Annotated in this window: 25 protein-coding genes; 12 read left to right on the top strand and 13 right to left on the bottom strand. The window is 71.9% G+C overall.

The annotated features are described in order from the left end of the window. Positions 1 to 5: 5 nt before the first annotated feature. The 13 genes from AB0C84_RS01530 to pip form a co-directional block, all read right to left on the bottom strand. Complete coding sequence (locus tag AB0C84_RS01530; RefSeq protein ID WP_361060083.1) at positions 6 to 782, bottom strand: DUF2071 domain-containing protein; 777 nt, start codon at positions 780 to 782, stop codon at positions 6 to 8. 169 nt (positions 783 to 951) lie between these two features. Then, positions 952 to 2,103, bottom strand: a complete 1,152-nt coding sequence (locus AB0C84_RS01535) for a nitronate monooxygenase (protein ID WP_361060085.1) — start codon at positions 2,101 to 2,103, stop codon at positions 952 to 954. A 9-nt stretch (positions 2,104 to 2,112) separates the two neighbouring features. Beyond that, on the bottom strand, positions 2,113 to 2,508 hold the full coding sequence (locus tag AB0C84_RS01540) for an OB-fold domain-containing protein (RefSeq protein WP_179842690.1): 396 nt from the start codon (positions 2,506 to 2,508) through the stop codon (positions 2,113 to 2,115). Positions 2,509 to 2,510: 2 nt separating this feature from the next. After that, a complete protein-coding gene (locus tag AB0C84_RS01545; protein ID WP_361060088.1) occupies positions 2,511 to 3,671 on the bottom strand; it encodes a thiolase family protein in 1,161 nt (386 codons plus the stop codon). A 186-nt stretch (positions 3,672 to 3,857) separates the two neighbouring features. Beyond that, a complete protein-coding gene (gene ehuA, locus AB0C84_RS01550) occupies positions 3,858 to 4,805 on the bottom strand; it encodes an ectoine/hydroxyectoine ABC transporter ATP-binding protein EhuA (RefSeq protein WP_361060090.1) in 948 nt (315 codons plus the stop codon). Further along, complete coding sequence (gene ehuD, locus AB0C84_RS01555; RefSeq protein WP_179842688.1) at positions 4,792 to 5,445, bottom strand: ectoine/hydroxyectoine ABC transporter permease subunit EhuD; 654 nt, start codon at positions 5,443 to 5,445, stop codon at positions 4,792 to 4,794. Before ehuD ends, ehuA begins: the two co-directional genes overlap by 14 nt. Continuing rightward, positions 5,445 to 6,161, bottom strand: coding sequence for an ectoine/hydroxyectoine ABC transporter permease subunit EhuC (gene ehuC, locus AB0C84_RS01560; RefSeq protein WP_258939089.1), 717 nt, complete (start codon positions 6,159 to 6,161; stop codon positions 5,445 to 5,447). Before ehuC ends, ehuD begins: the two co-directional genes overlap by 1 nt. A 3-nt stretch (positions 6,162 to 6,164) precedes the next feature. Then, a complete protein-coding gene (gene ehuB, locus AB0C84_RS01565) occupies positions 6,165 to 7,058 on the bottom strand; it encodes an ectoine/hydroxyectoine ABC transporter substrate-binding protein EhuB (RefSeq protein ID WP_179842686.1) in 894 nt (297 codons plus the stop codon). 102 nt (positions 7,059 to 7,160) lie between these two features. Beyond that, positions 7,161 to 8,126: an ectoine hydroxylase gene (gene thpD, locus AB0C84_RS01570; RefSeq protein WP_361060094.1), complete on the bottom strand. Its 966-nt coding sequence runs from the start codon at positions 8,124 to 8,126 to the stop codon at positions 7,161 to 7,163. Then, the gene (locus tag AB0C84_RS01575; RefSeq protein ID WP_179842684.1) at positions 8,123 to 8,518 is read right to left on the bottom strand and encodes an ectoine synthase; all 396 of its coding nucleotides are present in this window, start codon (positions 8,516 to 8,518) and stop codon (positions 8,123 to 8,125) included. The genes thpD and AB0C84_RS01575 overlap by 4 nt, the downstream gene beginning before the upstream one ends. A 34-nt stretch (positions 8,519 to 8,552) precedes the next feature. Next, a complete protein-coding gene (gene ectB, locus AB0C84_RS01580) occupies positions 8,553 to 9,815 on the bottom strand; it encodes a diaminobutyrate--2-oxoglutarate transaminase (protein WP_361060096.1) in 1,263 nt (420 codons plus the stop codon). Positions 9,816 to 9,867: 52 nt separating this feature from the next. After that, entirely contained in the window at positions 9,868 to 10,416 is a 549-nt protein-coding gene (ectA, locus tag AB0C84_RS01585) for a diaminobutyrate acetyltransferase (RefSeq protein WP_361060098.1), read from the bottom strand. A 616-nt stretch (positions 10,417 to 11,032) separates the two neighbouring features. After that, positions 11,033 to 12,001, bottom strand: coding sequence for a prolyl aminopeptidase (pip, locus tag AB0C84_RS01590; protein ID WP_361060100.1), 969 nt, complete (start codon positions 11,999 to 12,001; stop codon positions 11,033 to 11,035). Positions 12,002 to 12,374: 373 nt separating this feature from the next. Here pip and AB0C84_RS01595 point away from each other — a divergent pair, with 373 nt between their 5' ends. The 12 genes from AB0C84_RS01595 to cmk all read left to right on the top strand — a co-directional run bounded on the left by AB0C84_RS01595 (position 12,375) and on the right by cmk (position 24,649). Continuing rightward, complete coding sequence (locus AB0C84_RS01595; RefSeq protein WP_179842680.1) at positions 12,375 to 14,114, top strand: hypothetical protein; 1,740 nt, start codon at positions 12,375 to 12,377, stop codon at positions 14,112 to 14,114. Positions 14,115 to 14,856: 742 nt separating this feature from the next. Further along, positions 14,857 to 16,551 (top strand): CTP synthase, encoded by a 1,695-nt coding sequence (locus tag AB0C84_RS01600; RefSeq protein ID WP_179842679.1) that lies wholly within the window; start codon positions 14,857 to 14,859, stop codon positions 16,549 to 16,551. Beyond that, on the top strand, positions 16,548 to 17,192 hold the full coding sequence (locus tag AB0C84_RS01605; protein ID WP_361060103.1) for an NUDIX hydrolase: 645 nt from the start codon (positions 16,548 to 16,550) through the stop codon (positions 17,190 to 17,192). Before AB0C84_RS01600 ends, AB0C84_RS01605 begins: the two co-directional genes overlap by 4 nt. A gap of 36 nt (positions 17,193 to 17,228) precedes the next feature. Next, positions 17,229 to 18,266, top strand: coding sequence for a site-specific tyrosine recombinase XerD (locus AB0C84_RS01610; protein WP_258939097.1), 1,038 nt, complete (start codon positions 17,229 to 17,231; stop codon positions 18,264 to 18,266). A gap of 227 nt (positions 18,267 to 18,493) precedes the next feature. Further along, positions 18,494 to 19,360: a ParA family protein gene (locus AB0C84_RS01615; protein WP_258939163.1), complete on the top strand. Its 867-nt coding sequence runs from the start codon at positions 18,494 to 18,496 to the stop codon at positions 19,358 to 19,360. 36 nt (positions 19,361 to 19,396) lie between these two features. Continuing rightward, positions 19,397 to 20,032, top strand: a complete 636-nt coding sequence (locus tag AB0C84_RS01620; RefSeq protein ID WP_361060105.1) for a hypothetical protein — start codon at positions 19,397 to 19,399, stop codon at positions 20,030 to 20,032. A 116-nt stretch (positions 20,033 to 20,148) separates the two neighbouring features. Next, positions 20,149 to 21,039, top strand: a complete 891-nt coding sequence (locus AB0C84_RS01625; protein ID WP_258939164.1) for a segregation/condensation protein A — start codon at positions 20,149 to 20,151, stop codon at positions 21,037 to 21,039. After that, a complete protein-coding gene (gene scpB / locus AB0C84_RS01630) occupies positions 21,032 to 21,607 on the top strand; it encodes an SMC-Scp complex subunit ScpB (RefSeq protein WP_179842676.1) in 576 nt (191 codons plus the stop codon). The genes AB0C84_RS01625 and scpB overlap by 8 nt, the downstream gene beginning before the upstream one ends. Beyond that, positions 21,604 to 22,335 carry a pseudouridine synthase gene (locus AB0C84_RS01635; RefSeq protein ID WP_179842675.1) on the top strand — a complete coding sequence of 244 codons (732 nt, stop codon included), beginning with the start codon at positions 21,604 to 21,606 and terminating at the stop codon, positions 22,333 to 22,335. Before scpB ends, AB0C84_RS01635 begins: the two co-directional genes overlap by 4 nt. Before the next feature lie 66 nt (positions 22,336 to 22,401). Beyond that, on the top strand, positions 22,402 to 22,764 hold the full coding sequence (gene aroH, locus AB0C84_RS01640; protein WP_179842674.1) for a chorismate mutase: 363 nt from the start codon (positions 22,402 to 22,404) through the stop codon (positions 22,762 to 22,764). Between the two features lie 10 nt (positions 22,765 to 22,774). Beyond that, positions 22,775 to 23,866 carry a prephenate dehydrogenase gene (locus tag AB0C84_RS01645; RefSeq protein ID WP_258939099.1) on the top strand — a complete coding sequence of 364 codons (1,092 nt, stop codon included), beginning with the start codon at positions 22,775 to 22,777 and terminating at the stop codon, positions 23,864 to 23,866. 120 nt (positions 23,867 to 23,986) lie between these two features. Further along, positions 23,987 to 24,649: a (d)CMP kinase gene (gene cmk / locus AB0C84_RS01650; protein ID WP_258939100.1), complete on the top strand. Its 663-nt coding sequence runs from the start codon at positions 23,987 to 23,989 to the stop codon at positions 24,647 to 24,649. The last annotated feature ends 23 nt before the right edge of the window (positions 24,650 to 24,672 follow it).

Below are 24,672 nucleotides of genomic sequence, written 5' to 3' on the forward strand. Positions count from 1 at the left end.
GAACGTCATGCGCCCCTGAGCCGGCCCCCGCCGCGCCCGCGATGATCGCCCGGACCGTCCGGACGGCCGAACCGTACCCTCACGCCCGGCGAGTACAACACGCTCACCGGCTCCCCGAGCGGCCCCGGCAGACCCGCCGCCGCCACGAGGTTCTCCTCGCAGCGCAGGAGCGACGCCCGGTGCAGAGGCCACCGCGGATGGAAGTTGGGCAGGAACGCGACACGTCCGAGAAAGGCGTTGTGCATGCCCCAGCGGGCGGTCAGGAAGTGCTCCAGTTCCGAAGGCTCCTCCATCCGTTCGCCGATCCGCACGGCGATCCGGCTGCAGGCGCCGCGCGGGCCCGGCCAGCGTCGCGAACCGGCGTAACTGATCACGTCGCCCCGGGCCCGGATGGCCATGCGCGACCACTGGTACGGCAGCCGGAGCCCCGCCCGTGCGATCACCACGGGCAGCAGCCGCGAGGCGTCGAGCGACCGGAAGACCACACCGCGCCGCCCCTGCGCGTCCACCGAATACAGCCGCACGTTGGTCTCCGGGAACGTCCCCAGGTACGGGATCCCGGGCAGCCCGAACCACCCGATCCGGTGCATTCGGAACGCGATAAGGCCGACATAGGTGGTGCCGTACAGCGTGTCCGGAACAACGCCTCTGGGCAGCAGCGGCGCCACTCGTCGCGGCTCCACGGCCCAGTGGAGGAACGCCAGGTCAAGCCACCACTGAGTGAGCCACGGCCTGGGGACGACGCCGGGCGGATCGGCCGCGATGGGCTGGGGAGCGGGCACCGTGTCATCGTTCCACACTGTTGATCAAGTGACCTGCCGGCCTGTCTCCATGACCCTGGCGCGTCCAGGTGATCAGGGGGACGGACCTCCGCGGCACGATCTGGTGCGCCGAAGGGAAACGCTGAACGAGCGCTGCGGGCGGCGGTGTGGATGCGGTTCTCCGGCCCTCTCAGGACCGCGTGGTCGGCTCCTCGCCGGTGACGGCGTTGAGCCGATCCACCGCGTCGGCGAAGTCCTCGACCATGTCGTAGACGACCTGGCGTGCGGGCTTGACGGTGTTCATCAGGCCGACGCACTGGCCGACGAAGTAGTTCGCGAGGGCGCGGGCGCCCGGGTTGCCGGACTCGGCCACCTTGGTGATCTGCCGCATGGCGCCCTCGGCCACGATCATCTGGAGCGGCATGCCGAGCGGGCCGGGGCTGTCCGGCCCCTCCCACTCCTGCGTCCACGCCGAACGCAGCTGCCGGGCGGGCTTGCCGGTCCGCGACCGCGACCGGATCGTGTCGCGGGACGTGGCGGCGAGCAGCTTCTCCTTCACCGGCGGGGACGTCTCGGCCTCCTCGGTGGTGAGCCACACCGAGCCGCACCACACGCCGGACGCGCCGAGCGCGAGGGCCGCGGCCATCTGGCGCCCGGTGGCGATCCCGCCCGCGGCGAGGACGGGCACCGGCGCGACCGTGTCGACCACCTCGGGGACGAGCACCATCGTGGAGATCTCGCCGGTGTGCCCGCCCGCCTCGCCGCCCTGCGCGACGACGAGGTCGACGCCGGCGGCGACCTGGCGGCGGGCGTGCTCGGACGTCCCGACCAGCGCGGCGACGGGGATCCCGGCGGCCTTGGCCTTCTCCACCATCAGCGGCGGCGGGGTGCCGAGGGCGCTGGCGATGAGGCCGATGGGGTGGGCGAGCGACACGTCGATCAGCTCGGTCGCGCCCTCCTTGGTGACCTGCGCGCCGCCGCGCGCGTTGGACCGCCGGGCCTTGTCGAAGTCGGGCGGCGGGACGTCGTACTTGGCGAACAGGCCGACGAGGAAGCGCCAGTGCTCGTCGGGGACGGCGGCGAGCAGGGCGTCCAGGCCGCCGCCGCCCTCCGCCGCCTTGTCGATCTTGCCGGGGACGAGCACGTCGACGCCGTAGGGGCGGCCGCCCACGTGGTCGTCGATCCAGCGCAGCTCCTCTTCGAGCCGGTCCGGCGTGTAGGCGACGGCGCCGAGGACGCCGAACCCGCCGGCGTTGGTGACGGCGGCGACCACGTCGCGGCAGTGGCTGAAGGCGAACAGCGGGAACTCGATGCCGAACCGTGCGCAGACCTCGGTGTTCATGGGGCGACGCTAACGGACCGAACCGCGTTCGGTCCAGGGGCGGAACAGCACGTACGACTCGCCCTCGTCCGGATGCTCGAACGCCGCGCGCAGCGCGAGCCCCTCGCGCAGGTCCGCGCGCTCCACCCCGTCCAGGCGGGCGTGCAGCCAGGGCCCCTCGGCCAGCTCGACGAGCGCCAGGAACGCGGGCGGCTCCTTGGGCAGGATCGTCCAGGTCACCAGGGTCGCCGCGCCGCTCGCCTCGGCCCAGCCGAGCTCCTCCTCGCCGCAGCCGGGGCAGCCGCTCGCGTCCGGCGCGAACCACCGGTCGCACGCCTCGCAGCGCCGGACGACGAGCCGGCCGGCGGCCGTGCCGTCGAAGAACGGGTCGGTGCGCCCGTCCCGCCGCAGAACGCCGATGTCCATGGCTAGGCCCCCTTCTCGTGCGGGCTGACGACCAGCGTGGAGTGGTGGTCGAGGATCCCGCCGTTCCCGCTGACGAGGATCACGTCGGTGGAGGGCGCCTGCCGCCGCCCGCCGTCCCCCCGCGCCTGGATCACGGCCTCCGACAGCGGCGTCATGCCCCACATGTAGTACGCCGACAGCTGCCCGCCGCCGGTGTTGGTCGGCAGCGACCCGCCGGGCCCGAGCGCGCCGGACGCGGCGAACGCGCCGCCCTCGCCCTTGGCGCAGAACCCGTAGTCCTCCAGCGTCACCAGGACGGTGTAGGTGTAGCAGTCGTACAGCTCGCACACGTCCACGTCGGCCGTGGTGATCCCGGCCATCTTCATCGCCGCCGCACCGGACGCCGCGGCGCCCGTCGCCAGGCCGAAGTCGCTGCCGCGCTCCTTGCGGTGCCCCGGGTGGCCCTGCCCCCAGCCCCACAGGTGGACGGGCGGTCGGGCCAGGTCGCGGGCCCGGTCGGCGCTCGTCACGATGACGGCGATCGCACCGTTGGACACCAGGCAGCAGTCCAGCAGGTGCAGGGGTTCCGACACCCAGCGGGAGGCCTGGTGGTCCTCGATCGTGATCGGCTCCCGCATCTGCGCCAGGGGGTTGCCGGACGCCCAGGCGCGGGTCGCCACGGCGATCGCGCCGAGCTGCTCGCTCGTCGTCCCGTAGCGGGCCATGTGCCGCTGGGCGGCGAGGGCGTAGTGCGAGTTCACGCTGCGCAGGCCGAGCGCCGCCGTCATCCCGCCGAACCCGTACCATTCGCGTGAACTGCGGTTGTAGGCCGAGCCCGCCGACTGCTCCGGCTTCAGCGGCGCGTCCGCGAACACGCACGCGACCGTGGTCGCCGAACCGTTCAGCACCGACATCGCCGCGTACGACACCATCGCCCCGGCCGTCGCCCCGTAGGAGTTGACCAGGGCCAGCAGCCGCAGGTCGCGCAGGCCGAGCGTGTCGGCCAGCTCGATCCCGGGCGAACCGCCCATGCCGTGGCTGACCAGCAGGCCGTCCAGGTCGCCGAGCGCCAGGCCCGCGTCGGCGGCGGCCAGCCGTACCGCGTCGGCGGCGAGCCGCCGGGGGCTGCGCCCGTACACCCTGCCGAGCTCGGTCATCCCGAGCCCCACGATCGAAGTGCCCATCGCCTCGCTCTCCTCGTCCGTCGCCGCCACGGTACCGAATCGCGTTCGGTGTGGGGGCGGGCGGGGTGATCGGGAGCCCGGGCGCCGTCGCGGCGGCCCCCGGAAACGGGAGTCGCCCGCGTCCCCGGGGCGACGGGGACGCGGGCGACGCACGGGACGCGGTTCCGGCCGGCGGGCCCGGACCGGTCAGGACGCGAGCACGGCCTGCAGGAAGTCGCGGGTCCGCTGCTCGGACGGCTCGCCGAAGATCTGGTCCGGGGGACCCTCCTCGACGATCTGGCCCTGGTCGAACATCAGGACCCGGTCGGAGATGTCCTTGGCGAAGGTCATCTCGTGGGTGACGCAGAGCATGGTCAGGTCGCTCTGCCGGGCGATGTCGCGCAGCAGGTCCTGGACGCCGACCACGAGCTCGGGGTCGAGCGCCGAGGTCACCTCGTCCAGCAGCAGCACCCTCGGCTGCATGGCGAGCGCCCGCGCGATCGCCACCCGCTGCTGCTGGCCGCCCGACAGCTGGGTCGGGTGCGCGCTCTCCTTGTCCGACAGGCCGACCATGTCGAGCAGGCCGCGGGCCCGCTCGACCGCCTCGTCCTTGGACACCCCGAGCACGCGCACCGGCCCCTCGGTGAGGTTGCGCAGCACGTTCATGTTCGGGAACAGGTTGAACTGCTGGAACACCATGCCGACCTGCTTGCGCATCTCGTGCAGGTGCTTCTGGTTCGCCGGGACGCGCTTGCCGCCGCGGTCCATGTGCCACAGCGTGTCGTCGCCGATCCAGATCAGTCCCTCGTCGAGCGTCTCCAGCGTCATCAGCAGCCGCAGGATCGTGGTCTTGCCCGACCCGCTCGGCCCGATGAGCGTGACCCGCTCGCCGGGCGCCACGGTGAAGTCCAGCTCGCGGAGCACGGCGTTGGAGCCGAAGCGCTTCACCACCTTCTCGAAGCGGATGCCCGGCGCCTCGCCGCGCGGCAGCCCCGCGGCCGGCCCGGCCTTCGTGGCGGTGCCCTTCTGCGTGGAGACGCCCGCGCCGGCGGCCGCCTCGCCGGGGACGGGGGCCGGCGCCTCGGCGGCGCCTTCGGGGGACGGGCGGTCCGCGGTGCCCCCGGGGTCGACTGAGTCGGTGTCAATTGGTGGCATAACGCCTCTCCAAGCGGCGGACGAGTATCGAGGATATGACGCTGACCACGACGAACAACAGGCCGACCATGGTGATCGGCTCCAGGAACTGCAGGGACTTGGACCCGACCTGGTACGCGGAGAACAGCAGCTCCGCGACGTTGATCGCCAGTAGCATCGGCGAATCCTTGAACATCGCGATCAGGTAGTTGCCGAGCGTCGGGATGACCCGCCGGATCGCCTGCGGCAGGACCACGTCCAGCCACACCCGCGAACGCGGCAGGTTCAGCGCGGTGCACGCCTCCCACTGCCCCTTGGGGACGTCGGCGATCCCGGCCCGGTACACCTCGGCCGTGTAGGTCGAGTAGTGGATCCCGAGCGTGATCGTGCCCGCGGTGAGGGACCCGATGGTGACGCCCCAGGCCGGCAGCACGAAGAACACGAAGTACAGCTGCGGGATCAGCGGCGTGGACCTGATGAACTCGGTGACCCACCGGACCACCTGGTTGAACACCCGGCTCGGGGAGCGGCGCAGCAGCGTCCACACCAGCCCGAGGACCAGGGCGATCACATAGCCCAGCAGCGTCGCGGTCAGCGTGTAGCGCAGCCCGTTCAGCAGGTCGGGCAGGATCTCGCCGGAGTAGTGCCAGTCCCAGCTCATCAGCCGCTCACCCCCGCCCCGGGCGCGCCGGCCGCGATCGTCCCGAGGGACGGCTCAGCGGGCAGCCTGCGTCCCAGCATCCGGTCCACGCGCCGCTCGGCGTAGCGGACGAACAGCTGCAGGACCTGAGCGATCACGAAGTACAGGACGAGCACGACCGTGAACGAGGCGACGGTCTGGCCGGTGCTGCCCTGGATGTTCTTGGAGACGCGGGTCAGGTCGACCAGGCCCACCAGGGACACGATGGCGGTGCCCTTCATCAGCTCGATGATCAGGTTGCCGAACGGCGGCAGCATCAGCGCGAACGCCTGCGGCAGCAGCACGCGCCGCATGCGCTGGAACGGCGTGAAGTTCAGCGCGATCGTCGCCTCGTACTGCGCCTTCGGGACGGCGTTGATCGATCCGCGCACCACCTCGGCGCCGTACGCGCCGACGTTCAGGCCGAGGGCCAGCACGGCCGCGAACATCGTGGAGAACCGGAGGCCGATCAGGGGGAGGGCGTAGAAGAACCAGTACAGCAGCACCAGCGTGGCGTTGCCGCGGAAGAACTCCACGTACACGCGGTTCAGCCCGCGCACCCCCGCGCTGCGTGACGTGCCCGCCAGCCCGAAGACCAGCGCGAGCACGAGCGCCAGCGCTCCGCCGAGGAGGGTGAGCCGGATGGTGACCCACGCCCCGTCCAGCCACTGGGGATAGCTGTCGAGGACCTCGGACACGGGTCAGCCCTGGCAGAACTTGGCGGCGGTGTCGTCCGGGCCGGGCATCTCCGCCTGGGTGAAGCCGAACGGCTGCAGGACCGGCAGCAGCTTGTTGCCCTGCTGGAGCTTGGCGAGCTCGGCGTTCCAGGCGTTGAGCAGGTCCGAGTCGGCCTTGCGGAACGCGAACGCGCCCGCGCCGAGCTGCTCCTTGCCGTCGATGACGGGGGTGAACGCGTCGGTGACCTCGAAGCCCTCGCCCTTGTGCTTGGTCAGCAGGTCGGCCAGCGAGATGCGGGTCAGCCAGATGCAGTCGATGCGCCCGGCCTTCAGGCCCTCGTAGGCGCTCGCCTGGTCGGCGAAGGTCTTGACGTCGCCCTTCTTGACGCCGGTCTTCTCGGCGTACCCGGCCTCGACCGCGCCGGTGAGCACGCCGACCTTGACGCCCTTCTTGCCCGGGTCCTCGGCGGCCTTGAGGCCCTTCGGGTTGCCCTCGGGCACCATGAAGGCGCTCTTGGCGACGTACTCGGGGTTGCCGAACGCCGCGGAGGCGCACCGCTCGGGCGTGATGAACATGCCGGCGGCGATCGCGTCGAAGCGCTTGGCGTTGAGCCCGCCGATGAGCCCGCCGAAGTCGACCTGGACGCCCTTGATCTCGTCGATGCCGAGGTTCTTGAAGATGACCCGAGCGAGCTCGGGGGCCTCGCCGGTCAGCTTCCCGGACTTGTCGGTGTAGCCGTAGGGAGCCTCGTTGGCGAACCCGACCGTGATGGTCCCGGAGTCCTTGGCCTTCTGCAGCGTGCCGCCGCCGGCCTTCTCCTTCTCCGGATCCGTCGTGGAGCAGCCCGCCGCGGCCAGCGGCGCCGCGGCGGACAGCAGCACGGCGGTGCGGAGGAAGTCGCGTCTCGAGGAAGTCATCGTCGATCTCCTGGTGATGGGTGCGCTCCGCGCCCGCAGGGAGGCCGGACGGCCCCCTTGCGGGCGCGGAGCGGGGTGGGTCGGGTTATCGAATTGTTAGGTTCAGGCGCCGGCGGTCCCCTCCGCGGCGGGACGGCCCGCCCCGCCATCCGGAGAGGTCTCGACTCCGACGGGAGTGAAGTCACGGGCGCCGATGAAGGAGGGCCGGGGCGCGGGTGCGGAGAACGGCTCGACGCACGTGTTCTCCACGCTGTTGAACACGATGAACACGTTGGAGCGCGGGAACGGGGTGATGTTCCCGTTCGAGCCGTGCATGCAGTTGCAGTCGAACATGGTGGCCGAGCCCGCGGGACCGGTGAACAGCTCGATCCCGTGCTTGTCGGCCAGGATCGACAGGCTGTTGGGGTCGGGCGTACCGATCTCCTGTCCGCGCAGGGACTCCTTGTAGTGGTCGTCCGGGGTCTCCCCGACGCAGGCCACGAAGGTCTTGTGCGAGCCAGGCATGATCATTAGCCCGCCATTGTGCACGAAATTCTCGGTGAGCGCGATGGATATGCTCACCGCGCGCATCCGGGGCATGCCGTCCTCCGCGTGCCAGGTCTCGAAGTCCGAGTGCCAGTAGAAGTCCTTGCCGGTGAAACCTGGCTTGTAGTTGACCCGGCTCTGGTGGACGTAAACCTCCGAGCCCAGGATCTGCCTGGCCCGGCCCACCACGCGGGGGTCGCGGACGAGCTCGGCGAACACTTCGCTGATCTTGTGCACCTCGAAGATGGAGCGGACCTCGTCCGAGCCGCGCTCGGTCACCGTGCGCTCGTCGGCCAGGATCCGCGGGTCCGACGACAGCCGGCGCAGCTCGGCCCGGTAGTCCTCGACCTCCTCCGGCGCGATCAGCCGGTCGACGGACAGGAACCCGTTGGCCTCGAAGGAGTCGAGGGTCGCGCCGTCGATGGGCCCGTCCTTCGCCTCGCCGTACACGACCGGGTCCTGGCGGTACAGCAGCGCGGCCTCGGAGGCCTTCCGGGTGGGGTAGGCGTCGTCGATCGTCGGATGGGACTCGATGATGCTCATGCGTCCTCCTCGGTCAGCAGGGGGTAGACACCGTTCTCGTCATGGACCTCCCGGCCGGTGCAGGGCGGGTTGAACACGCAGACGGTCCGCACGTCGGTGTGGGCGCGCAGGGTGTGGTGCTCGTGGCCGTCGAGCAGGTACATCACGCCAGGCTCGATCTTGTGCTTCTCGCCCGTCTCGTCGTTGGTCAGCTCGCCCTGGCCCTCGACGCAGTACACGGCCTCGATGTGGTTGGCGTACCACATCTTCGTCTCGGTGCCCGCGTACAGGATCGTCTCGTGCAGCGAGAACCCGACGCCCTCTTTGGCCAGCACGAGGCGGCGGCTGCACCAGGTCGGCGCCTGCACGTCGCGCTCCGTGCCGATGATCTCTCCGAGGGAACGAACGATCATTGAAACTCCTCTGCTGTGTCGGTGCCCGGCGGGCTCAGGCGGTGATCTTCTGGCGGACGGCCTCCACCGAGTCCGCGATGATCTCCAGGCCGGTGGCCAGCTCGGACTCGGTCGTGGTGAGCGGCGGCAGCAGCTTGACGACCTCGCCCTCGGGGCCGGAGGTCTCCATCAGCAGCCCGCGGGCGAACGCCTCGCCGCACACCTGCGGCGCCGTCTCCGGGTCCTTCATCACCAGGCCCCACGCCATGCCGCGGCCGCGGACGGCGTCGATGGCGCCGGCGTGCGCGATCGCGATCTCGTTCAGCGCCGCCTGGACCTGCTGGCCCTTGGCGAGGGTCTGCTTCTCGAAGTCGTCGCCGGTCCAGTAGTCCTCCAGCGCGCCGACGGCCGTGATGAACGCCGGGTTGAAGCCGCGGAAGGTGCCGTTGTGCTCGCCCGGCTCCCACACGTCGAGCTCGCGCTTCATCAGCGTGATCGCGAAGGGCAGCCCGTAGCCGCTCAGGGACTTGGACAGGCAGACGATGTCCGGGGTGATCCCGGCCTCCTCGAAGCTGAAGAACGGCCCGGTGCGGCCGCAGCCCATCTGCACGTCGTCGACGATGAGCAGGATGTCCTGCCGGTGGCACAGGTCCTGCAGGCCGCGCAGCCACTCGGCCGTGGCGACGTTGATGCCGCCCTCGCCCTGCACGGTCTCCACGATGACGGCGGCGGGCTTGTCGAGGCCGCTGCCGCTGTCGTCCAGCATCGTCTCGAAGAGCAGGAAGTCGGGCGTCCTGCCGTCGAGGTAGTTGTCGTAGGGCATCGCCACGCCGTGCCCGAGCGGCACGCCCGCACCGGTGCGCTTCATCGAATTGCCGGTGACGGCGAGCGCGCCGAGCGTCATCCCGTGAAAGGCGTTGGTGAAGCTGACGACGGTCTCCCGGCCGGTGTACTTGCGTGCCAGTTTCAGCGCCGCCTCGACCGAGTTGTTGCCCGCGGGCCCGGGGAACTGGACCTTGTAGTCGAGGTCGCGGGGCGCCAGGACGTACTCGTTGAAGCGTTCCAGGAACTCCCGCTTGGCCGAGGTGTACATGTCGAGGCCGTGCACGACGGGGTCGCCGGCGAGAAAGTCCAGCAGCCGGCGTTTCAGCCCCGGGTTGTTGTGCCCGTAGTTGAGGGTTCCTGCGCCGGCGAAGAAGTCCAGGTAGGTTTTGCCGTTCTCGTCGGTCATGTGGCTGCCCTGTGCCGTGGTGAACACCGTGGGCCAGCTTCTGCAGTAGCCGCGGACTTCCGATTCCATGCGGTCGAACACGTCCATGTCTGCCTCCAGGCAGGGTCGGAGAGGAGCGGATGGGGGCGTGGAGCGTGGGTCAGTTCGCGGCGGCGATCGGGCCGATCCTGAAGAGCACCTCGGGCTCGTGTCCCCCCTCGGGGAAGTGCTCCGCGGCGAACAGCGGGCTGCGGGCGAGTTCGCACCCGCGGGCTCTGGCGAAGGATTCGAACATCGCGGTGGAGGCGGTGTTGTCCGGTGTGACCGTGGCCTCCATGTACTCGAGCCCCCGGGGCGCGAGGCGGTCGGCCAGGGCGTCGAGCATGCGGCGGGCGAGCCCCTGGCCGCGGTGGTCGCCGTCGACCGCGACCTGCCACACGAAGAACGTGTCCGGACGGGTCGGGCGGACGTAGCCGGTGATGAAGCCGCACGGACCCGCGTCGTCTCGCGCGACGACGGAGGTGTCCGCGAAGTCGCGGCACCAGAGCGTGTAGCTGTACGGCGAGTTGACGTCCAGGACCCGTGAGTCCCGGGCGAGCCGCCAAAGCGCGGGTCCATCGGCGAGGCTCGGCTCCTGGAGTTGCACTTCCGCGTTCGTCTCGTTCTTCCCGGGGCGTCGGGTCGGTGATTCCAGGGGTTGCGCTGCCATGTCCAGGCAATTTAGCGAATCTCGCGCGATGATCGCAGATAGATGTTATCGACGAGATGTTTAGGTCGCTCGCCAGTGGGTATGATTAATTGCTTTCCCGATTCGGGTGCAATTTGGGCGGTCTTCAGGCGGGCCGCGATCCGCTTTTCCCCGGGATACGCAGGAGGTACTGCCGGGTGCGCCGGAGATGTTGCCGGCATGCTTCCTGAATGCAACCTTAACGTTTCGCCGCGGGGCGGGGAGCCGCTTTTTATATCGGTTATGTGAGGTAAGTCACATGGATCGGGTGACAACGGGGCGGGTGCGGCGGGCGTCACTTCGCATCGCGGGAGGTCGGGCCGCGCGCGGGCGAGGTGGGGCGGGTGTGGGTCGAGGCGCTCCGGGAGGCCCTCTGTGCTGCCCCCTGGGGGCAGGTGCGCTATCCAGAGAGTAAGGCCGGGCTTGCCAACAAGACAGGAAATGTGGATTTTGGTCCGCTTCCGGGTGGCCGGGGCCGGGCGAGGAAACCGGACCCCGACCCGGTTGCGGACATGCTGAAGCTCATTCTCGGTGTGACCGATTCAGGCTCGGCCCCTCAGCGTCCGATAACAGGACGCTATCAAATGACCACCATGAGTCACGTCTTCTCGGCGAAACGGTCGGTCGCCTCGATCAGGTGGTGCAGGATGCCCGGCTCGCTGTAGGCGTGCCCCGCGTCGTCGACGATGTGGAAGTCCGCCTCGGGCCACGCGCGGTGCAGGTCCCACGCCGTGGCGACCGGCGTGCACACGTCGTAGCGGCCCTGGACGATCACGGCCGGGATGTGGCGGATCCTGTCCACGTCCCGGAGCAGCTGGTCCTCCTCGAAGAACCCCTCGTTGGTGAAGTAGTGGTTCTCGATGCGCGCGAACGCCACCGCGTACTCGGGCTCGCCGAAGCCCCCGGCCATCTCCGGGTCCGGCCGCAGCGTGAGCGTCGAGCCCTCCCACGTCGCCCACGCCTTCGCGGCCGTGATCCGCACCTGCGGGTCGGGCGATTCGAGCCGCTCGCGGAACGCCGAGATGAGGTCCTCGCGCTCGTCCTCGGGGATCGGCTCGACGTACTTCTCCCACAGATCGGGGAACAGCAGCGACGCCCCCTCCTGGTAGAACCAGTACAGCTCGAACGGCCGCAGGGTGAAGATGCCGCGCAGCACCAGCTCGGTCACCCGGTCGGGGTGCGTCTGCGCGTACGCCAGCGACAGCGCGCTGCCCCAGCTTCCGCCGAACACCAGCCAGCGCTCGATGCCGAGGTGTTCGCGGATCCGCTCCATGTCGGCGACCAGGTTCCAGGTGGTGTTGCTCTCCAGCGACACCTCCGGGTCCTTCGCGTGCGGCAGGCTGCGCCCGCAGTTGCGCTGGTCGAACAGGACGATCCGGTACGCCTCCGGGTCGAACTGCCGGCGGTGCGCCGGGCTGCACCCGCCGCCCGGCCCGCCGTGCAGCATGACCGCGGGCTTGCCGTCCGGGTTCCCGCAGACCTCCCAGTAGATACGGTTTCCGTCGCCGACGTCGAGCAGCCCCGAGTCGTAGGGCTCGATCGGCGGGTACAGCGTGCGAAGCTCCATGAGGCGCGATTGTTCCATCCGGCCGCCGCCGCGGCCGGATGTGACCCACGGCACCCCGCGGACGGGTCGCGCAGACGACGATCAGGCGTCCTGCGTGCGCGAACGCCGGACGGGTGTCGAGAAGGCAAACCCCAAACTGGGCAAACGTTCCGCTGGTCGGGACTAGAGTGCTCCTAGTGAGCGAAGCGAGGAGCCGCAGGGCCGGCAGCGGAGCGAACGAGATGTGCACAACGACCCCCGCGAACGCGGCCGAGCGCCGCCGGGCGAGGAGACACGTGAGCGATGTGACGAGCCGGCGGGCCGGGAACGCCGCGAGCAGGGCGGGCGGCGTGCCGCCGGCCGGCCCGCTCCCGTCCGGGAGGCGAGGAGACCGGTGAGCGAGCTGAACGGATCCGGCGGTTCCCGAGGAGTCCCCGACGCGGCGACTCCCTGGCCCGCCATGGGACGCGACCCGGGCGGCGCGCAGCAGGCGCTGCCGTCCGCCCAGCAGCCCATTCAGATGGCCAAGCCCGGGCAGCCCGCGCAGCCCGGCCAGCCCGCGCACGGGCAGACGGGGGAGATCATGCGCCCCGACGTCGAGCAGGCCGGGGCCCAGCCCTGGGACATCGTCGAGCGGCTCCGCCAGATGGCCGACCTCATCGGCGACGCGCTCGCCGCAGGGGAGCGCAAGGTCAGCGAGGCGCAGACCGAGACGGCCTCCCAGGTCGCCGCCATCCAGGCGGAGAAGGAGTCGGCGCAGCGCGACGCGGCCGCCGCCTGGGGCGAGGTGCAGCGCGCCCGCGGCCAGGCCGAGCAGGCCGACCGCCGCGCCGTGGAGGCCGAGCGCCGCGTCACCGAGGCCCAGAACGAGACCGCGGCGCAGATCGCGGCCGTCCAGGCGGAGAAGGAGTCGGCGCAGCGCGACGCGGCCGCCGCCTGGGGCGAGGTGCAGCGCGCCCGCGGCCAGGCCGAGCAGGCCGACCGCCGCGCCGTGGAGGCCGAGCGCCAGGTCGCCGACGCCGAGCGCCGCGCCGCCGAGGTGCAGAACGAGGCCGTCACGCAGATCGCGGCGCTCCAGACCGAGAAGGAGAACGCCCAGCGCGACGCGGCCGCCGCCTGGAACCAGGCCCAGCAGGGCCGTGTCCAGGCCGACCAGGCCCGGGGCCAGGCCGAGCAGGCCCGCGTCCAGGCCGACCAGGCGCGCGCGCAGGCCGAGCAGGCCCGCGGGCAGATGGAGCAGTTCCAGGCCCAGGTCGAGCAGGCCGAGCGGCGCGTCGCCGAGGCCGAGGCGACGGTCCGGCAGGCGATCCAGCAGCGCGACGCCATGAGCGAGGCCCGCGACGACGCCCTGCGCGCCGTCGAGGACGCGGTCGGCGGCCGCCGTTCCGCGGAGGCCGAGCGCGACCGCGTCGCCGAGCAGGCGGGTGAGCTGTCCCGCGCGCTGGAGACCGCGCACGCCGAGCTGGCGGGGCTGCGCGCCAAGGTCACCGACGCCGAGATGACCGCGCAGAACCTGCAGCACGCCGTCGTCGCGGCGGGCAAGGAGGCCGACGAGTCCCGGCGCCGCGCCGAGGTCGCCGAGCGCCGCGCGCAGGAGAACGAGCGCCGCGCCCAGGAGGCCGAGCGCCGCGTGCAGGACGCCGAGCGCCGCGCGCAGGAGGCGGCCGGACGGGCCGACGCCGCCGAGGGCGAGCGGCAGCAGGCGCTCGACACGGCCGCCCAGTCGCTGGAGGCCGCGAAGAAGGCCGAGCGGGAGCGCGACGGCAGCGCCAAGGCGCGCGAGGCGTCCGAGCGGGCCCGGGAGGGCGCCGTCCAGGCGCAGGCGCGCGCCGAGTCCGAGCTCACCCTGGCCCGGGGCCGCGCCGACCAGGCCGGCCGCGAGCGCGACCAGACCGTCGCGGCGATGCGGCAGCTGGCCGCCGAGCGCGACGCCGTGGCCGAGAAGCTGGCCGAGCGCGACCAGTGGGTCGACCAGCTGGCCCAGGCCGTCACCGAGCAGCGCGCCCAGATCGCCGAGCTCTCCCAGGAACGCGACGCCGCCCGCCAGGCCGCCGACCAGGCCCGCTCCCTGATCGACGAACTGACCCGCCAGCTACGCACCATCATGCCCACAGCCGCCACCCCCCGCCTATGAGCGACGGCGGGGGCACCCCGCCAACGCCACGCCCGCGACCTGAGGGGGCCGGTCGCAGAATCGGCCACGCCCCGCGCCGCCAGGCGCGAGCACGGCAGTAGCGGGCCCCGCCGCAAAGGCCGCGCCTTCAATACGACGAGCCCTCACTGGGCGCGCCAGCGAAGGCGAGGCCGCGGCGCCACGCGAGCGACAGCGCCCCTACCGCGTCGACCGACGGATCAATCGCGCTGACACCAGCCCAAACCGCAACCACGCAACAACCTAGGCACCGCGATCGCGTCCGAAGGCAGGTTCGAGCGGAGCGAGAACCTGATCGCGCAGCGAGCCGCAAGGCGAGTCGGAGCGATGCCAGCGATCGCCGCGGCGCCCCGACGATGGAGGGCCGCCAGGCCCGATGGAGGAGGGCGCTGCCATAAACACAGCGACCTCAGCCACCACGGCAACCACGGCAACCACGCGACGAGCTGGGGCTCGCGATCGCGTCCGAAGGCAGGTTCGAGCGGAGCGAGAACCTGATCGCGCAGCGAGCCGCAAGGCGAGTCGGAGCGATGCCAGCGATCGCCCGCGTTTCTCGACGATGGAGGGCCGCCAGGCCCGAAGGAGGAGAGAAGCGCAGTAAGAACCGCCCGCGTTTCTCGACGATGGAGGCCCCCCGGGCCGAAGGAGGAGAGAAATGCAATAAGCTAGAACCCCGTGGACAGTGCGGTACCGTCCGCCTCGTTACGACCACGGGAGCGCCTTCTTGCCTTCGGCTACCACTGGTAGGTCACGTCCTACCAAGCATCTCTTCGTCACCGGCGGTGTCGCCTCGAGCCTCGGCAAGGGTCTGACGGCGTCCAGCCTCGGGCGGCTTCTCGCCCTCCGCGGTCTTCGGGTCACCATGCAGAAGCTGGACCCGTACCTCAATGTCGACCCCGGCACGATGAATCCGTTCCAGCACGGCGAGGTCTTCGTCACCGACGACGGCGCCGAGACGGATCTGGACATCGGGCACTACGAGCGGTTCCTCGACACCGAGTTGCACGGGTCGGCGAACGTCACGACGGGCCAGGTCTACTCGAACGTGATCGCCAAGGAGCGGCGCGGGGAGTACCTCGGCGACACGGTGCAGGTGATCCCGCACATCACCAACGAGATCAAGGACCGGATCCGGGGGATGGCCGACGACGGCGACGTCGACATCGTCATCACGGAGGTGGGCGGGACGGTCGGCGACATCGAGTCGTTGCCGTTCCTGGAGTCGGTCCGGCAGATCCGGCATGAGATCGGCCGGGAGAACTGCTTCTTCCTGCACGTGTCGCTGCTGCCTTACATCGGCCCGTCCGGTGAGTTGAAGACGAAGCCGACGCAGCATTCGGTCGCCGCGCTGCGTTCCATCGGCATCCAGCCCGACGCGATCGTGTGCCGGTCGGACCGGCCGATCACCGACGGGCTCAAGCACAAGATCAGCCTGATGTGCGACGTGGACCGTGAGGCCGTGGTGTCCGCGGTGGACGCCGCCAGCATCTACGACATCCCGAAGGTGCTGCATTCCGAGGGCTTGGACGCCTACGTGGTGCGCCGCCTGGACCTGCCGTTCCGCGATGTGGACTGGGGCGCCTGGGACGAGTTGCTGCGCCGGGTCCACAAGCCGGCCCGTGAGGTGACGATCGCGCTGGTCGGCAAGTACATCGATCTGCCCGACGCCTACCTGTCGATCACTGAGGCGCTGCGGCACGGCGGGTTCGGCAACGACGCCAAGGTGCACATCCGCTGGGTGAAGAGCGACGACTGCGAGACGCCCGAGGGCGCCAAGCGGGAGCTGGACGGTGTCGACGGCGTGCTGGTGCCCGGCGGGTTCGGTGTCCGCGGCATCGAGGGCAAGCTCGGGGCGATCCGGCACGCCCGCGAGAACCGTGTCCCGCTGCTCGGCATCTGCCTCGGGCTGCAGTGCATGGTGATCGAGGCGGCGCGGACCCTGGGTGGTCTCGCCGATGCCGGCAGTTCCGAGTTCGACGCCACGACCGCCCACCCTGTGGTCGCGACGATGGCCGACCAGCTCGACGTCGTCGCCGGGGAGCGTGACATGGGCGGCACGATGCGGCTCGGGCTCTACCCGGCGGATCTGGCCGACGGGTCGCTCGTCCGGGACCTGTACGGGGAGGCGAAGGTGTCGGAGCGGCACCGGCACCGCTACGAGGTCAACAACTCCTACCGCGACCGGCTGGAGCAGGCGGGGCTGCGGTTCTCGGGCCTGTCGCCCGACGGGCGCCTGGTCGAGTACGTCGAGCTGCCGCGCGACCGGCATCCGTTCTTCGTCGGGACGCAGGCGCACCCGGAGTTCCGGTCCCGCCCGACGCGCCCGCATCCGCTGTTCACCGGCCTGGTGTCCGCCGCTCTCGACTATGCCGAGGCGCGCGCGGGCGAGGGCGGCGCGGGCTCGGCGGACGCCTCGTGAGCGGCGGGGAGCTGGGCCCGGACGATGTCCGCGACCGTCCCGACCGCTGGAGGGTCGTGGAGTCGTCCACGGTGTACCGGGGGCGCGTCTTCAACGTCCGCAGCGACCGGGTCGAGATGCCGCGCGGCGAGGCCACGGAGGCCGTGCCCCGCGACGTGATCGAGCACACCGGGTCGGTCGGCGTCATCGCCGTCGACGACCGTGACCGGGTGCTGCTGTTGCGGCAGTACCGGCATCCGGTGGGGCGGCTGCTGTGGGAGGCGCCCGCGGGGCTGCGGGACGTGGCCGGCGAGCCCCTGCACAAGCTCGCCGAGCGCGAGCTGCTGGAGGAGTCGGGGTACCGCGCGGAGCGCTGGGACACCCTGCTGGACGTGTTCCCGTCGCCCGGCATGGCCGACGAGCGCATCCGGATTTTCCTGGCGCGTGGCCTCACCGAGGTTCCGGCCGACCAGATCGACTTCGAGCGCGTCCACGAGGAGGCCGACATGCCGGTCGTGTGGGTGCCGCTGGAGGAGGCGGTCCGGAAGGTGTTCGCCGGTGAGCTGCACAACATGATCGCGTGCATGGGGGTGCTCGCGGTGCGCGCCGCCCGCGACTCGGGCTTCGCGAACCTGCGCCCCGTCGACGCGCCGGAGGACTGAGCCGGATGAGGTCCCCCTCCGGTCGCCGGAGGGGGCATGATGGGCGGGTCCCCGGAGCCCACGGCCGGAAGAGGTGCCGCCCTGTCCCCGAGCCCGTCCTCCCGGAGCACCGCGCGGCGCCCCGCAGGCGACGCCGGCGCGGGGTCCGCGCTCGACTCGGCCGTGCGCACCTATCTGGGGCATCTGGCCGTGGAGCGCGGCCTGGCCGCCAACACGCTCAGCTCCTACCGCCGCGACCTGCGCCGTTACGCGCAGGTGCAGGCGGGGCGGGGGCGGGAGGCGGTCGGGGAGGTCACGGAGGAGGACGTCCGTGCGTTCCTGGTAGGGCTGCGCGAGGGCGACGAGGACCATCCGCCGCTGTCGGCGGGTTCGGCGGCGCGGGCGCTCGTGGCGGTCCGGGGGCTGCACCGGTTCGCGCTGCGGGAGGGGCTCGCCGCCGGCGATCCCGCCCATGACGTGAAGCCGCCCACGCCGCCGCGGCGGCTGCCGAAGGCGATCTCGCTGGAGGACGTCGAACGGCTGCTGGGGGCGGCGGCCGGGCCGTCCGGTGACCCGGGCACCGCGCGGGGCCTGCGCGATCGGGCGCTGCTGGAGCTGCTGTACGGGTCGGGGGCGCGCATCTCCGAGGCCGTGGGCCTGGACGTCGACGACCTCGACCTGCGGGACGGTTTCGCCCGGGTCGCCGGCAAGGGGGGCAAGGCCCGGGTCGTGCCGATCGGCGACTATGCCCGCGAGGCGGTGGACGCCTACCTGGTGCGGGCGCGGCCCGAGCTGGCCGGGGCCGGGCGGGGCGGGCCGGCGCTGTTCCTGAACGCGCGCGGGGGGCGGCTGTCGCGGCAGGGCGCGTGGATGGTGCTGCGCGCGGCCGCCGACCGGGCGCAGCTGTCGGAGGTGTCTCCGCACACGCTGCGGCACTCGTTCGCCACGCACCTGCTGGACGGGGGAGCCGACGTCCGTGTCGTGCAGGAGTTGCTGGGGCACGCCTCGGTCACCACCACGCAGGTCTACACGCTCGTCACGGTCCAGTTGCTGCGCGAGGTCTACGCGACATCGCACCCGCGGGCGCGGAACTGAGCGGAACCGAGGGGGAACCGGCCCGTCCGCGGGGCGCAACGGACACGCATGAAGGGACGAATCGGGCCGTCCGGCACATCGACAAATCGCGACCTTCGTTGCGCGTCGGCTTGAGCGACGGGGTGGACGGGCCTAGAGTCCCCGTTCTGGATGGCATTTCCGGGCCGCCGGGGAGGGATCTGGTGACCAGCACTAACGGTGCGGATGGAGTCCTTTCCTCCGCCACCATAGAGACCGATCCGAGCCGTGCCCTCGGGCCCACTCAGCGACCCGTCCCGGTGTTCCCGGAGCCGGAGCCGCTGGCCGAGCACGGGCCCGGGCGGATCGTGGCCGTCTGCAACCAGAAGGGCGGCGTCGGCAAGACCACCACGACGATCAACCTGGGTGCGGCGCTCGCCGAGTACGGCCGCCGCGTCCTGCTCGTCGACTTCGACCCGCAGGGCGCCCTGTCGGTGGGCCTCGGCAAGGGCGACCCGCGCCAGCTCGAGGTGACGATCCACAACCTGCTGCTCGAACGCGACACCGAGTGGGAGGACGTCGTCATCGAGACCGGCGTCGACGGGATGGACCTGCTGCCGAGCAACATCGACCTGTCCGGCGCCGAGGTCCAGCTCGTCCACGAGGTCGGCCGCGAGTACATCCTGCAGGGCGCGCTGAAGTCGGCCGTCGACCACTACGACTACATCCTCATCGACTGCCAGCCCTCGCTCGGCCTGCTCACCGTGAACGCGCTGGCCGCCAGCGAGGGCGTGCTGATCCCGCTGGAGTGCGAGTACTTCGCGATGCGCGGTGTCGCGCTCCTGATGGAGACGATCGAGAAGGTGCAGGGCCGGATCAACCCGGGCCTGGTCATCGACGGCGTCCTCGGCACCATGTACGACTCGCGGACGCTGCACACCCGCGAGGTCCTCGGGCGCATCGTCGAGGCGTTCGGCGACAAGGTGTTCCACACCGTGATCAACCGTACGGTGCGGTTCCCCGACGCGACCGTGGCGGGGGAGCCGATCACCTTCTTCGATCCCAGTTCGATGGGCGCGAACGCCTACCGCAGCCTGGCCCGGGAGGTCCTCGTCAGGTGGGCGGAGTTCGAGTGAGGCCGCCCGGCGGCCGCTGACCCGACGGAGCGCACCATGGGCCACCCCCCGCCCGCCCCTTACGGCATGCCACCCGGCGCCGTGCCGCAGCCATCGCCCTCCCGTGGGCCGGGCCCGCTGCTCATCGGGCTGGTGGCCGTGGCCGCCGCGGTGCTCCTCGCGGTCGTCGGCCTCGGGGCCTATCTGGTCCTGAGTGACGACGGCGACGACTCGGCCGCCGCCTCGTCGGGCCCGGTCGACCTGCGGGTACCGCTGACGTTCCGGCTCCTGGCGAGCGCGTCCGCCCCGCCGTGCGCGGGCGGCGCCGTCACCGTCTCCGGCGCCTCCGAGTGCTACACGCTGAGCGCGGACCTCCTGACGGTGCGCCGGCTGGAGGAGGTCAAGGCCGTCCCGCCCGACCCGGCGCGCGGCAGTCCCGGCTGGTCGGTGGCGCTGACGCTGACCTCGGCGGACGCGCCCGGCTTCGCCGCGCTGACCCGCAAGGCCGCCGACGCCTTCGCCGCCCAGGCGCCCGGCGGGAGGATGGCGATGCTCGTCGGAGGGACCCTGGTGTCGGAGCCCGCGCAGGTGATGCAGGCCATCACCGGCGGCCAGGTGGAGATCAACGGGCCGGCCGACAGGTTCACCCGCGCCTACACCGAGGACCTCGTGCACCGGATGACCGGGAAGTAGCGGCGCGGCGCGGCGTCACCGCCGGTGATCACGGCTGGTGCGAGCGCGGGCCGGGGCATGGGACGATGGGGCCGGTGAGCACAGCACGCGAGCGGCTCTCCGCTACCGTGAGCGACGTGGACGCGACGTCGCCCGAGCCGGGGCGGGAGACCGAGGAGGAGCAGGGGTTCCGCGTCCGCCTGGACAACTTCGAGGGCCCCTTCGACCTGCTGCTCGGGCTGATCTCCAAGCACAAGCTCGACATCACCGAGGTGTCGCTGCACAAGGTCACCGACGACTTCATCGCGCACATCCGCTCGCACGGCGCGGAGTGGGACCTCGACCAGGCCAGCCACTTCCTGCTGGTCGCCGCGACCCTGCTGGACCTCAAGGCCGCCCGGCTGCTGCCGTCCGGCGAGGTCGACGACGAGGAGGACCTGGCGCTGCTGGAGGCCCGCGACCTGCTGTTCGCGCGGCTGCTGCAGTACCGGGCGTACAAGGAGGTCGCGCGGGTGATCGCCGCTCGCGTCGCCGACGCGAGCCGCCGGTTCCCGCGGCTGGTCCCGATGGAGCCGAAGTTCGCGGGCCTGCTGCCGGAGGTGCTGCTCGGCCTCGGCCCGCAGGAGTTCGCGCGGCTGGCCGCCAAGGCCCTCACGCCGAAGGCGCCGCCGTCGGTCTCGGTCGAGCACATGTACCAGCCGAAGGCCAGCGTCAAGGAGCAGGCCGCGATCGTCGTGGAGCTGCTCCGCCGGCTCCGCCAGACCACCTTCCGCGTCCTGGCGGCCGACGCGGAGGGCACCTACGAGGTGGTCGCCCGGTTCCTGGCGCTGCTGGAGCTGTACCGGGAGCAGGCCGTCACGTTCGAGCAGCACGAGCCCCTCGGCGAGCTCCACATCACCTGGACCGGCGCCGACGACGGCGACGTGGAGGTCGGCGACGACTACGAGGGCGCCCCGAAGAAGGACCCCGCGCAGGACGCCGCCGGACCCGACCCGAAGACCCGGAAGGACGAGGGAGACGATGAGTGAGGAACCCGGCGCGGACGTGCCGGAGCTTCCGGGACTGCGCGCCTCGATCGAGGCGATCCTGCTCGTGGTGGACGAGCCGGTCACCGAGATGACGCTGGCGCAGCTGCTGGAGCGGCCCCGCGGCGAGGTCGCCGGGACGCTGCGGGAGCTGGCCGCGGAATACACCGAGCAGGGCCGGGGGTTCGATCTCAGGGAGGTCGCCGGCGGCTGGCGGTTCTACACCCGGGACGTCTGCGCCCCGGTGGTGGAGCGGTTCGTCACCGACGGGCAGCAGGCGCGGCTGACCCAGGCCGCGCTGGAGACGCTCGCCGTCGTCGCCTACCGGCAGCCGGTGAGCCGGGCCCGCGTGTCGGCGATCCGCGGCGTCAACAGCGACGGCGTCATGCGGACGCTGACGCTGCGCGGCCTGATCGAGGACGCCGGGCAGGACCCGGAGTCGCAGGCCCACCTGTACCGGACCACCGGGTACTTCCTGGAGCGCCTGGGGCTGCGCGACCTCGACGAGCTGCCCGAGCTGGCCCCCTACCTTCCCGATGACCTTCCAGACGACATAGTTGAGGACGCGTGAGCGAGAACGAGGGCGTACGCCTGCAGAAGGTCCTGGCCGAGGCCGGGATCGGCAGCCGCCGCCACTGCGAGGAGCTGATCGGCGAGGGCCGCGTCACCGTCAACGGGCACAAGGTGTTCCGTTTCGGTGAGCGCGTCGACCCGCGGAGCGCCGTCATCCACGTGGACGGCAAGCGGGTCGAGACCCGGTCCGAGATGCGCTACTACGCCATCAACAAGCCGCGCGGCGTGGTGTCGACGATGGCGGACGAGCGGGGCCGCAAGTCCCTGGCCGACTACGTGGAGGTGCCCGAGCGGCTGTTCCACGTCGGGCGGCTGGACACCGACACCGAGGGCCTGATCCTGCTCACCAACGACGGCGAGCTGTCGCACCGGCTGACCCACCCGTCCTACGGGGTGTTCAAGACCTATCTGGCGGAGATCCACGGCCCGATCCCGCGCGACCTCGGCAAGCGGCTCAGGGCCGGGGTCACCCTGGACGACGGTCCCGCGAAGGCCGACAAGTTCCGCATCTTCGACCAGGTCGGCCGGCGCGTGCTGGTCGAGATCACCCTGCACGAGGGGCGCAAGCACATCGTCCGGCGGCTGCTGAAGGAGGTCGGCTTCCCCGTCCAGCAGCTCGCCCGCGTCGAGTTCGGGCCGATCAAGCTGGGCCAGCTGAAGCCGGGCGGCATGCGGGCGCTCAGCGTCCACGAGGTCGGCGAGCTGTACAAGGCCGTCGGACTGTAGAGGCACCCGACACCACGAGGACACCGGACACCACGAGGACACCGGACACCACGAGGAGGTACGACTGTGGCGGTACGCGCGGTCCGTGGCGCGACGCAGACGGACGCCGACGAACGGGAGCAGATCCTGGAGGCGACGACCGAGCTCGTCGCCGAGGTGATGGCCCGCAACGAGCTGACCACCGACGACGTCATCAGCGTCATCTTCACGGTGACGCCGGACCTGACGGCCGAGTTCCCGGCGCTCGCCGCCCGCAAGCTCGGGTTCCACGAGGTGCCGCTGCTGTGCGCCACCGAGATCGGGGTGCCGGGCGCGCTGCCGCGGGTCATCCGGCTGATGGCGCACATCGCGACGGACCGTCCCCGCTCCGACGTCCAGCACGTCTACCTGCGCGGCGCGACGGCGCTCCGCCTCGACATCGCACAGTAGGGTTTCGGACGTGAGCGAGGACGTGGTGCCGCGGCGGATCGTCGTGGTCGGGACAGGCCTGATCGGGACGTCGATCGCCCTGGCGATGCGGGAGCGCGGCGCCGAGGTGCTGCTGGCCGACCGGGACTCGGCGGCCCTGGCGCTGGCCGTGGAGCTCGGCGCGGGCGAGGCGATGCCGGACGGGGCGCGGCCGGAGCCCGCCGACCTGGCGGTCCTGGCGGTGCCCCCGGCGGCGGTGGCGGTGACGCTGCTGGACGCGCAGAAGCGCGGCCTGGCGACCGCCTACACCGACGTGGCGAGCGTGAAGGCGCTGCCGCTGGCGCAGGCGGCCGAACTGGGCTGCGACCTGACGACGTTCGTGGCGGGCCACCCCCTCGCCGGGAGCGAGCGGTCCGGGCCGAGCGCGGCGCGGCACGACCTGTTCCTCGGCCGCCCGTGGGCGCTGTGCGCGACGCCGGAGGCGACGCCGGAGACGGTCGAGGTCGTGACGGGCCTGGCGAAGGCGTGCGGCGCGATGCCGGTGCAGGTGGACGCCGCCGAGCACGACCGGGCCGTCGCGCTGGTCTCCCATGCCCCGCACGTGGTGTCGGCCGCGGTCGCGGCCCGCCTGACCGGCGCCGACGACGTGGCGCTCGGCCTGTCCGGGCAGGGCGTGCGGGACGTCACCCGGATCGCGGCGAGCGACCCCCGGCTGTGGATCGGGATCCTGTCGGCCAACTCCGCGCCCGTCGCCGACGTGCTGGAGGCGGTCGCCACCGATCTCGCGGTGGCGGCGTCGCTGCTGCGCGACGGCAGCGAGGAGGCCGCCACGCACGTCGCCGACCTGCTGCTGCGCGGGAACGCGGGCCGGTCCCGCATCCCCGGCAAGCACGGCGGTGACCAGCCCGCCTACGCGACGGTCCAGGTGGTCATCCCCGACCGGCCGGGCGAGCTGGCGATGATCTTCCAGGCGGCGGGGATCGCGCGGGTCAACATCGAGGACGTGACCATCGAGCACTCCCCGGGCCGCCCGCTCGGCGTGCTGGAGCTGTCGGTCGTCCCGGAGGCGGCCGAGCGGCTGGCGGAGGAGCTGCGCGCCCGCGGCTGGTCGGTGCCCGGCTAGGCCGCAGTGGTACCGCGCGGCCGGTAATCTGGGGCGCCGAAGACGTGTTCCGGGGGACTTCTGCGCACCGGCGCGGCGACGAGCGCCGCCCGCTTCACGACGAACAGAGAGGGAGCGATCGTGCCGCTCGTCATCGCCATGGACGGTCCGTCCGGGTCGGGGAAGTCCAGCGCGTCCAAGGGCGTCGCCCGGACGCTCGGGCTGCGCTACCTCGACACGGGCGCCATGTACCGCGCCATGACGTGGTGGATGCTGGAGAACGGCGTTCCGGTCGAGGACGGCGCCGCCGTCGCGGCCCGCGCGCAGGACCCCGTGATCGAGTCCGGCACCGACCCGGCGGCGCCGACGATCACCGTGGACGGGACGGACGTGTCCGGCCCGATCCGCACCCGCGCGGTGACGAACGCGGTCAGCGCCGTCAGCTCCGTCCCGGCGGTGCGCGCCCGGCTCGTGGAGCTCCAGCGCGAGATCATCGGGGCGGGCGGGATCGTGGTGGAGGGGCGCGACATCGGGACGGCCGTCGCGCCGGAGGCGCCGGTCAAGGTGTTCCTCACGGCGAGCGCCGAGGTCCGCGCGGCGCGCCGCGCGAAGGACCTGGCCGCCGACCCGGGCGCCTCGGTGACGGTCACGCGGGCCGAGCAGGAGCGCCGGGACCGGCTGGACTCGACGCGCACGGCGTCGCCGCTGGCCAAGGCGGCCGGGGCGCACGAGATCGACTCAACCGGGCTGAGCCTGGACGAGGTCATCGAGGCGGTCGTCCGCCTCGCCAAAGAGCATGAGTGAGCGGGCGGCCTGACGGTCCCCGC

Source organism: Actinomadura sp. NPDC048955 (assembly GCF_040649435.1).
Classification (GTDB): Bacteria; Actinomycetota; Actinomycetes; order Streptosporangiales; family Streptosporangiaceae; genus Spirillospora; species Spirillospora luteofluorescens.